This is a genomic window from Microcoleus sp. Pol7_B2, assembly GCF_036701035.1.
Taxonomy (GTDB): domain Bacteria; phylum Cyanobacteriota; class Cyanobacteriia; order Cyanobacteriales; family Microcoleaceae; genus Microcoleus.
The window spans coordinates 1-10,310 of sequence record NZ_JAUBQB010000126.1 but is presented as its reverse complement, the minus strand read 5'-3'; the positions used below and the strand labels follow the sequence as shown (position 1 = coordinate 10,310).

Below are 10,310 nucleotides of genomic sequence, written 5' to 3'. Positions count from 1 at the left end.
ACTCAATCGAATAAGGTTTCATTTTTTTCGCTTATGTACTAAATAAACTGTATCATATATACATGGAATCTGCTGTAAGTTTGTACTCAGGACTTCATTCCTGACTCTAAAAAGTTCGCATTCAGAACTTCCGTGCTTCCTTTCGCAACGAAGCATCCAAGACTCAAGCCCTCACTAGAAACCTATTCGATCTACTTTGACAACACCTCACCTCTCAAGTTAAAATAACTCATAAACAAAATCCTATCTATTCACATTAGAGGTAGAGAGAGATGAACCACGCCAGATTTATTACGGGGAGGGTACAAATCAAATTCTTAGCTATTTTGGTGGGGGCTTTTTTTTTGACGCTAGTAGCTTTCACAGTTAGCGCCCAGCAGACTAGCGAAGCACAATTTAGGGTCAAAAACGAAAACGCTTTTAATATTAATTTGATTCAATTTAAGCGCATTGAATATATAGGTGCTTGTGCTGGTACTGTCTTCTCCCCTGATTCGCAAAGCGCTCGATTTGTCTCCAGCAAAACTCCTCCGGGCCCTAACAGGAGGGTGATGATTAAAAATGTGACTGATGGCATGGAAACTAACCCCTATCCCTACACAGACCGAAGTTACGACAAAGGAGAATTTTCCGAGGATTTTGGATTTAAGTTAGGTAACAGTCACAAAACAAGAACTTTTTCGGTTTTAGAGGGAGAAAATAAGTTTCTCTATGAAATTAAAGAAAATGACCAAGTTATAGAACAGGGTGCCCTTAGGGCTGAAGTTTCTATACAAAGCTTAGGTACTTTTCCCCGTCAGCAAATTTGTGAAGATAAGGTGGAATGTCGGAATACTTCTGATTGTCGCGACCGTAAAGGCAGAAAAAGAAGTTGCAGACGAGAGTGTTTTCCTGTTCAACAGTGTCGCTGTCCGTAATTACTTTCTCTCCTAAAATTATTTTTTTAATTAAGGGCCGAAGACAAAGAGGAATAACAAAGCAGAAAGAAGATAAGTTATTTTCCAGGGAAGAGGGGCAACCCCGGAGGGTTGCCCCCCAGAAAATTATTGGTTTAAGTAATGGGGTGAAAGTAAAATGCTGCTCCTAACACGATATATGTTGCTAAAAGCAGCACTCCTTCGAGCCAATTAGAACGCCCGTCGAGACTAATTAGATTAGCAATTGTCACCGCAATGGCAACTGCAACTACTTCAAAGGGATTGAAGTTTAAATCCATCGGCTGATGAATCACTAATCCGATAATCACCAACACCGGCGCTACCAGCAAAGCAACTAGCAAACTCGAACCCATTGCGACAGAAACTGACAAATCCATATTGTTTTTCATCGCAACTCCTACCGCAGTTACATATTCGGCCGCGCCGCCAACAATCGGCAACAGAATTACCCCTGTAAATAGCGGCGTCAATCCCAATCCTTTGGTAGTTTCTTCGACAACTCCAACGAAAATTTCTGATTCAAAAGCAACGGCAACAGTTGAGGCAACTAGCACCCCTATCCACAGCCACAAATTCGGTTTGTGCGTAGTCGATTCCTCTTTGGTATTTTGCGGATTTTCTGACTCTAGTTCTAGTAACCCAACATCGTAAAGATAGCTGTGAGTTTTTAATGAAAATAGGAGAGTTAGAGCGTAAACTGCAATTAGGACGATCGCAGTTATTAAGGAAAGATTCTGAATGGCTGCGGGTTCGACTCCATTGGAGGTGTAAATTACCATTGTCGGCAGCAGGATAGCAATCACTGCTAGAGTCATTGTGGAACCGTTCACCCGTGCAATAATTGGCTTAAATTCCTGTTCTTTGTAGCGGATTCCTCCTAACAGCATGGAAAATCCCATGACTAAGAGCAAGTTGCTGATAATTGTACCGGTTATGCTGGCTTTCACAATGTCAATTAATCCAGCTTTCAGGGCAACTATGGCAATAATTAATTCCGTAGCATTGCCGAAGACTGCATTTAATAAGCCGCCTATGGAGGGGCCTGTGACGATCGCCACTTCTTCTGTTGCTGTACTCAACCAAATCGCCAGAGGTATAATGCCTAAAGCGGATGTGATGAAAACTGCCAGGGAACCCCAGTGCAAATACTCAGCGGCGATGGAAATGGGGATGAAAATTAACAGCGCTATAGAAAGAATCTTTTTGATTGACATAGGAACTCGGATGGTGTATTGAAGAGTGAGGTTTAGCTAGCGGGGCGATCGTCAAGTTGATTTTACATGATTCAACTATCCTCTGACTCACCCAAATACGGATACAAGCCCCGGACTTAAGTTGTGGAGAGCAATCATGGTTTAGACAAAAGTTATACCCCCAGCGAACGGCTGTGGAGTGAATCTAAAATCTAAAATTTGAACTAGACTGACTGTTGTCTATCTGAGAAAAAGTGCGCCGTCATTCCGAATCCTTAAAGATGTTTTATCCAAACCTAAATCATTTGTCTCGTCTAATCTTACCTCTACTGTTCCTTCGCCACCAGGTTTCAAACTGGGTTTCAATAATGCGCCATCTAGTCGCCTAAATACAATTGAGGTCGGTAGTGTCAATGCTGGCAGCGCGACTGTTGAATTTTCCGCTAAACTCTGGCGGTTAGTCTGTCCAACCACCTGAAAAAATAGTCGATCGTTGGTTTTATTCGTTAATCTAACATTGACTTTGCCATTAACGGGAACTATTTTGCCGTCAGGAGCTTTTTCGGGTTCGTTAGTTTGGGATATTTCGCCAGCAAAACTCGCAGATTCGGTGAAAGGCAAAACGCTGTTGGCTACTACGGCTAAGCTGACAGCCAGTAGACTTGGCAGCCAGGTTTTATCGATCGGTAATTTGCACATTTATTTTGTTGACTTTGGATCTAAAAATTCTAATAAGGGATTTTACCTTATCCTGCTATTTTCTGACAAGTCGCCTAGGAAGTAAATCCGAGCTTTTCATAGCTGACACATTAGCGGTAAAGATGAAATTTTAATATAATATGAAGTTATAAAAATATGGAAGATATAGATATTAGTATGTAGTGCCCAGTTATCGAATAAAAGCACGTTGATAAGTCGCCCCAATTAACTTTTGAATAGTACCGATTCTCTCAAAATGATGAATAAGGAAGAAGGAAGTTAGGCAACAAAGCCGTGTAGGGGATTTAACGGGTCGAAGTTGAGGGAAGAAAGAAGATTGTGTCAATTTTCCCCCTCTTCCACTCTTCCCCTCCCCCAGCAACTATTCAACCCAACGTACCCGCACAAAATGAGCTTCGCGTCCCCAGAAGTCGTGACTTACGGTAATATCAACAACACTCAAATTAAACGGAATAGCAGTTGTAACGTAACGCTGAGCCAGAGATCCCACATCAGGAGCTAACTGAGCCGCAGCAGCCGCCGCTGCACCCAAACCTAACAGTTGCAGAATGGGCCCCCGAGGCAGGGCTAAATTGATGCCTACAGCAAGTCCTGCCGTCAGCAGCATTGCCACCGACAAATTCGTGCCACAGCGGGGATGTACAGCTAAATCCCACTCTCCGCTGCCAATCCGCTGCAAAGCCTCGCGCACAGCCTGACGCAACTGTGCAATGTTAACGTGGCCATAAAGATAAAACCCTTGATCTGTGGACATCCCGCCCAATAACTCATTATCGGTTCTTGCTGTGGTCGCACCAAACGATTGACTTAGTACCCAAACCGTAGCGTGTTCCAAAGCATGAACTTGGCGCAAAGTCAAGACTTCCTTCAAACCGGGCACAAAATTGAGTTGTCGCAACAAATCAGCATCTTGAGTCCGCTGCGGGGCAAAGTCGAAGGGAAACTGGCCGGTGCGGCCGGAAGCAGAAGCAGTAGTTGTCATATCAAAACGCCTCCATTAACTCCATTAAGTGGATATTTAACATTAGCAATTCGGTTGAGAAAAAGCCGATGATAAATTATCAATAGTTTTGACTTTAAAACCTAGCAAAGGCAGGTTTTGTGCAAAAATTATTAGCCATCAACCTGCCCTTACTAATAGATTAGAGCGCACTTATTCCCAGTTTATTGCTCTTGCCGCTGGCCGTCGCGGAATACTCCCGGAATTCGCCGGCCTCTGGTATCGATAATTGTGCCTTTGCCGTGAGGCAATCCCTTGCGTAACTCTCCCTGATAGCGGATACCGTTGGAGAACGAACAGTTACCCCTGCCATCAAGTTCTTGAGTATAGAACTGTCCCGAACACCGACTGCCGTCAGCCCGAGTGAACGCTCCCGTACCTAAAGGCTTGCCCCCTAAAAATTGACCCACAAAGCGATCGCCATTAGCAAAAATGAATTGCCCTTGTCCCGTGGGTACGCCTACTTTTTGATCGAGAGAAAACGACCCTATATAGCGATCGCCATTAGTAAAAATAGCGGTCCCGGAACTAACTTTGCCATCTCGGAATATGCCCTCGACCCGGGCGTCGTCCTTAAATATAAATTGTCCTCGACCATTTGGTTTGCCCAGACGGAACTGCCCCTCATAGCGATCGCCGTTGGAATATATGTATACCCCAGTGCCACTGGGCAAACCATTGACGAACTGTCCGATGTAGCTATCACCGCTGTCATAATCACACCTAACTCTACCTGTAGGGATAGCTGGCACGCAGCGACCGGTTCTAGCTTCTGTTCCTTGCGCCATTGAGGGTAAGGGATAAGTCGCGTAACTACCAATTCCCGACACTGATGCAACTAATAAAGCGATTCCACTGATCCAAGAACGGGAAATCATCAATCAACTTTCTCCTATGCGCTGTTAGATATTATCTTCTTCTGTCCTTTGTCTTTTGTCCCATTTGTTGTCAAAACTTGGCTGAAAACCTCAATCATTTATCCTTTACGAAACTCCGGGCTTGCCGTTGCGAAATACCCCCGGAAAGCGCCTACCGCTAGCATCGATCATCGTCCCGACACCGTGAGGCACTCCCTTTCGCAATTCTCCTTCATAGCGCGTCCCGTTGGGGAAAGAGCAGGTGACACTAGCATCAAGTTCTTGATTAAAAAACCTGCCAGAACAGCGAGTGCCGTCTTTGCGTACTAATACCCCTGGGCCAAAGGGGGAACCTGCAAAGAATTGTCCTTCATAGCGATCGCCATTGGTATAAAAAAATTGACCCCGCCCTGAGGGTTGACTGCTAATGGCATCAGTCTGAACGTTCCTGACGACTGCGAAGTTTCCGACATAGCGCTCGCCGTTGGCAAAAACTACTGTCCCAGATCTCATTGTGCCGTCTTGGAACACGCCTGTGTAGCGGGCATCATCTTTAAAAATGAATGTCCCTCTACCATTTGGCACTCCATTGCGAAATTGTCCTTCGTAGCGATCGCCATTAGCGTACACGTAGACTCCACTGCCGTCGGGCAGGCCGTTGACGAAATTTCCCTCGTAGTTATCGCCTCCCTCGTAATTGCATTTTACTCTTCCCGTAGGAGGGTTGCCTTGGCAGAAGGGAGAGCGTTTTCCTTCTTCTGGTTTGGGCTGTGGCGTTGGTTGAGCCATTGATGGCTGGGGACTCAAGAGATTAGTGGCGCTGCCGATACAAGAAGCAACTAATATCACCATCCCTAATTTTTGAATAGAACCGAGCATGATCAATCTCCTTTAACTTCAATTACTAATAGGGATTTTCTACAAGCTAATACTCGCTGAAAAGTCGTCTATTTTTTAATCCCTGTACTAATTTTACCTTCAGGTTTGAGATCTGCCCTAAATGCAAAAAGGCAAAAATCAAAGTTTTTGCCTTTAGCATTTTTTCTGCGTTACTGTCAATTTTTAGCGTCGCGTTGAGCTATTAATATTTGGCACACGGCTAATAACTGCATTGGCGGGTTGTGTTTGGCGACTGGCCGGTTTTTCGCCAACACCTTTGGCTACCTCAACGCCGTTTTCTTCCAGAATCACGATCGGATCGGCTCCTTGCTTGAGATCGACCCGCTTCACCAACACTTGCCCGTTAGACAGCCGCTGCCCGACTTTGACATATCGGCTGGTTGGTTCATTCGGTACTTTGACAATCACTTGCGTCTCGTTCCCGACTTTTACCACCCCGCTGACTTCAGTACCCGTAGCGAGGTCAGTAGAAGGCGGTGGCGGAACTACTGGAATGACGGGAGGAGGCGGGGGATTTGGGTCTACCCACTGGGGCGGGCGCTGGTCTACTGGCAGTTCCGGCAGATCCGGTACTCCTATGGGTCTCGCTGCTATTGGCTGGGGCGGGCGCGGGGGTGCTGGAGGGCGAGGCTGGCGAGGCTGCGGATTCCGCCCATCTTGGGCTCTACCTCCTATTGGCCCAGTTGTACGACGACCAGTGCCAGGACCTGTTCTGGCAACAGGATTTGGGTCTCTCCATGGGGGCGGGCGCTTGTCTACTGGCAGTTCCGGCAGATCCGGGACTCCTATGGGTCTCGCTGCAATGGGTTCGAGTCCAGGCGGGGATGTACGAGTACGACCTAATTGAGGAGCATCTAGCTCCGGAACTATGGGCGGCAAGCCAATTTGTCCCCCGGTGCCTCCGGGTAAGGAACCATTTCTGCCACCGCCACCGCCATTTAACCGAGGAGGAGTTCCCCCTGGTGGAACTATGGGACGCGAGTCAATTTGCGCCCCATCACCTCCGGGAAGTAAATTTCCCGATCCATCTCGTAGTTGCTGAGTGCGTCCTCCACGGTCCGTGCGTGGCCTGGGGATAACCGTCTGATTAGGCCTGTTAAGTGGGGGGGGAGCCAATAACTCGGGAAGTTCGGGTAGCACGGCAACTTGTCGCTGTGGCAGTTTGGGGAGTTTTGAGGTAGTCCCACCCGCTCCGTTGGCTCCTGGAGGGATTTGTAATACGATCGGCGGCAGTGGCCCAAAGGGGTCTAACTGAGAAGGATTCGCTGTCACAGGGCCTTGGGGTACTGGCTGAAGCGGAAGCGTTGGATTCCTGTCCTTTTTGTTGCCGATGCCTGTTTGAGCCTGTCTTGCTCGTTCGTCTGGGTTGGTCGATCGAATTAACCCTGGAGGCTGGGCGGCTACTATTGGAGACTGGAAAGTCTGAGTTCCTGGAGTGGGGCTGGCAGAGGCTGCCGGAGACGGAGAGGCTGCACTGGGACTGGGGCTGGGGCTGGCTGTGTTGCTGCCCTCGCCACCGCAGCCTGCGATCGAGAAAGCTAGTAGTCCTATAGTCGCAAAATATAAAAGTTTGTACATTGCCGATCGCCCCTAACTGCTTAATTTCAAGATCTCCAACAAGGCTCTGCAATTACAGCCTGTTGCCGTTTATCAGTTTATCTGTGTTCGATGTTATGCGATCGCTTGAAAATTGCCAAGTTTTCCTCACGATCCGATCTGGGGATCGGGCGATCGGTTTTGGGCGAGCAAGTTAGGATATCAATGGCGGTCGTTGTGGGAAATATTGAATCAATCAAGGTATTTAGATCATGGCAAAAGTGATTCTCAAGCGAATTTGGCGATCGGGCTTGGTTTTTGCGACCGTTTTGGTGGGTGTGGGATCGGTGGGGTGCGGCGAGGTGCATTCTGATTCACATCAGCCTGAAACCCAGGTGATGAAATTGGTGCCCGATGTGAGTTCCCAGCCGCTCGTGAAGCGGAGCTATCCCGAAGGGAATCGCACTGTAACGGGCTCGGGATTCACAACTGGCAAATTGTACTCTCAGTTTTGGAACCCATCCAATCCTGCTGCCAAACCCCCAGCAAATCAACCGGGTAAGCCACGGGGGAATCCACAGGTATTTCAAGCTAAAATCAAGCGTCGCGCAGGCGGGACGCCGGTGATTGATGTGGTATTTAACGGCAACAAGACTTTTGAGATGATTCTCGATACCGGGGCGAGCGGCACTTTGATTTCTCAGCGGATGGCTACTGCACTGGGAGTAAGGCCGGTGCGTACCGTGAGAGCGGGGATCGCTGACGGTAGCGTTGTCGAGTTCCCGATCGGTCTGGTGCGATCGATTCGGGTTGGTGGTGCTGTGATCCAAAATGTCGAAGTGGCGATCGCCAAACAAATGCCAATAGGTCTGCTGGGTCACGATTTCTTTGGCAATTACGATGTCAAAATTAAAAAAGATGTTGTAGAATTTTATGTCCGCTGAAAGTGAGCCGATTCGGAAACGGATTTTTGCTCAACTTGTTTAAAGTTATTCCCCGCCCACTCAAAGCTTTTTAATCTATTCCTTGAGGCAGTAGTAAAAGTTCGCCATCTGTGGTACTCTTCTTAGTGTTTCAATAGCAACCTACCGTTGAACAATTCGTGAAAATGCGGCGGCAAAAGCAGGGTCGCTGTTGGTGAGATCGGTAACAGGCTCGGACTGTGCATTCACAGTACAGGGCAAGGCAATCAATTAAACCATTCCCAAAGCAGGTCGAGATTAGTTCCCAAAATACTGTGGCTAAGGGAATTGTGGTGGGCTTTGTTCAGCCGGAGCCTAAAAAATATGTAAACTGATTAGCGGCAGATGTTCCGCAAAATCGGAAATCATGACGATCGAGAAATTAATTATTGTAAATAAGGTATTCACATGGCACAAGCGTCTGTATCTCCTGTAGTGCTGATTATTCTAGACGGCTGGGGTTATCGTGAAGAAAAAGACGGAAATGCGATCGCCGCTGCGAAAACACCCGTGATGGACAGTCTCTGGGCCGCTTATCCCAGAACTCTGATTAAAACATCGGGCCGAGCGGTAGGGCTGCCAGACGGGCAAATGGGTAACTCAGAGGTCGGTCACTTGAATCTGGGCGCGGGCCGCGTGGTTCCTCAAGAGTTGGTGCGGATCTCGGATGCAGTGGAAGATGGTTCTTTGCTCAACAACCGGGCGCTGGTTGAGCTTTGCGAGAAAGTCAGCGCCACCGGCGGCAAGTTGCACCTGACTGGTCTTTGTTCTGAAGGTGGGGTTCATTCCCATCTCAGTCATATTAAGGGTTTGCTGCAATTAGCAAAGGCACAGGGAATTTCTGAGGTTTGCATTCACGCGATTACAGACGGTCGTGATACTACTCCGAAAGAGGGTGTCGAAGCTCTAGGCAAGATTGAAAGTTATATCGCAGAGGTAGGGGTCGGTCGGATTGCGACCATCAGCGGCCGCTACTACGCGATGGACAGGGACAAGCGCTGGGATCGGGTGCAGCGTGCTTACGACGTGATGACGACTGAGGGTGCTCCGGACGGTCGATCGGCTGTTGATGTGTTGCAGGCCTCTTATGCTGAAGGAGTGACCGACGAGTTTGCTGTTCCGACTCGGATTGCTCCGGGGGCGGTGGCATCCGGGGATGGGGTAATTTTCTTCAATTTTCGCCCGGACAGGGCTAGAGAATTGACTCAGGCTTTTGTATCTCCCGATTTTAAGGGGTTTGAACGGCAGTTAATTGAGCCCCTGGCGTTTGCGACTTTTACTCAGTACGACCCGAAACTGTCGGTAATGGTGGCTTTTGAACCGCAGAATTTGAACAATATTCTGGGCGAGGTGATTTCTAAGCACGGTTTGCAGCAGTTGCGGACAGCGGAAACTGAAAAGTACGCTCACGTGACTTATTTTTTTAATGGGGGTCTGGAAGAGCCTTTTATCGGGGAACACCGGGAGTTGGTGCAGAGCCCGATGGTGGGGACTTACGATGAGGCGCCCCAGATGTCGGCGGACTTGGTGACGGATGGGGTGGTGACGGCTTTGGAAAAAGGCATCTATTCGTTTATGGTGATTAACTACGCTAACCCGGATATGGTTGGTCATACGGGGATGATGGATGCGACGATAATTGCGATCGAAACTGTGGATAAATGTTTGGGGCGGCTGTTGAGCGCCATTAGTAAAGCTGGGGGAACGGCAATTATTATTGCTGACCACGGAAATGCTGAGCAGATGTTTGACGAGGACGGGAATCCGTGGACGGCTCACACTACTAACCCGGTGCCGTTTATTCTGGTAGAAGGCGAAGGTCGCAAGATTCCGGGTCACGGAACGGATGTTCCTCTGAGGGCGGACGGTTGTTTGGCGGATATTGCGCCGACAATTCTGGAGCTGTTGAGGTTGCCTCAGCCCCCGGAGATGACGGGACGCTCTATGATCCGATCGGCTGAGTTTGAAGTTCGTGCCAATCGCACTCCGGTGCGAGTCCGATTGTAGTAGGGACGCAGCAGTAAGGACAAAGGCTTTCGCCCTTCTTCGTGTCAATTTAACGTCAAACCCAGTCACAGAATGCTGTTTGACTATTAAGCCTAGATCCCCCCTAGCCAAGGGCGGGCACGCAGGGTGGATTTATTGTGATCGGATGATTATATAATGGAAGGGGCGATCGTCCCCTAGCGGATCCCGCTTGACCA

Annotated in this window: 9 protein-coding genes; 3 read left to right on the top strand and 6 right to left on the bottom strand. The window is 48.4% G+C overall.

Annotated features, from left to right (window positions below; all coding sequences use genetic code 11):
* Window positions 1-272 precede the first annotated feature (272 nt).
* Entirely contained in the window at window positions 273-917 is a 645-nt protein-coding gene (locus tag QUA57_RS27160) for a hypothetical protein (RefSeq protein ID WP_333064844.1), read from the top strand.
* 134 nt (window positions 918-1,051) lie between these two features.
* On the opposite strand, the gene cax is transcribed toward QUA57_RS27160, so the two are convergent.
* From cax to QUA57_RS27130, 6 genes are all read right to left on the bottom strand, one after another.
* The gene (gene cax, locus QUA57_RS27155) at window positions 1,052-2,152 is read right to left on the bottom strand and encodes a calcium/proton exchanger (RefSeq protein WP_333041818.1); all 1,101 of its coding nucleotides are present in this window, start codon (window positions 2,150-2,152) and stop codon (window positions 1,052-1,054) included.
* 219 nt (window positions 2,153-2,371) lie between these two features.
* Complete coding sequence (locus QUA57_RS27150) at window positions 2,372-2,830, bottom strand: hypothetical protein (RefSeq protein WP_333041819.1); 459 nt, start codon at window positions 2,828-2,830, stop codon at window positions 2,372-2,374.
* Between the two features lie 382 nt (window positions 2,831-3,212).
* The gene (locus tag QUA57_RS27145) at window positions 3,213-3,833 is read right to left on the bottom strand and encodes a DUF6391 domain-containing protein (RefSeq protein ID WP_333064845.1); all 621 of its coding nucleotides are present in this window, start codon (window positions 3,831-3,833) and stop codon (window positions 3,213-3,215) included.
* A gap of 182 nt (window positions 3,834-4,015) precedes the next feature.
* Window positions 4,016-4,729, bottom strand: a complete 714-nt coding sequence (locus QUA57_RS27140; RefSeq protein WP_333064846.1) for an MORN motif-containing protein — start codon at window positions 4,727-4,729, stop codon at window positions 4,016-4,018.
* 105 nt (window positions 4,730-4,834) lie between these two features.
* Window positions 4,835-5,587: an MORN motif-containing protein gene (locus QUA57_RS27135; RefSeq protein WP_333064847.1), complete on the bottom strand. Its 753-nt coding sequence runs from the start codon at window positions 5,585-5,587 to the stop codon at window positions 4,835-4,837.
* 183 nt (window positions 5,588-5,770) lie between these two features.
* The gene (locus QUA57_RS27130) at window positions 5,771-7,186 is read right to left on the bottom strand and encodes a hypothetical protein (protein WP_333064849.1); all 1,416 of its coding nucleotides are present in this window, start codon (window positions 7,184-7,186) and stop codon (window positions 5,771-5,773) included.
* Window positions 7,187-7,416: 230 nt separating this feature from the next.
* Here QUA57_RS27130 and QUA57_RS27125 point away from each other — a divergent pair, with 230 nt between their 5' ends.
* Complete coding sequence (locus QUA57_RS27125) at window positions 7,417-8,088, top strand: retropepsin-like aspartic protease (protein ID WP_333064850.1); 672 nt, start codon at window positions 7,417-7,419, stop codon at window positions 8,086-8,088.
* 426 nt (window positions 8,089-8,514) lie between these two features.
* Window positions 8,515-10,113, top strand: a complete 1,599-nt coding sequence (gene gpmI, locus QUA57_RS27120; RefSeq protein WP_333064851.1) for a 2,3-bisphosphoglycerate-independent phosphoglycerate mutase — start codon at window positions 8,515-8,517, stop codon at window positions 10,111-10,113.
* Window positions 10,114-10,310 lie beyond the last annotated feature (197 nt).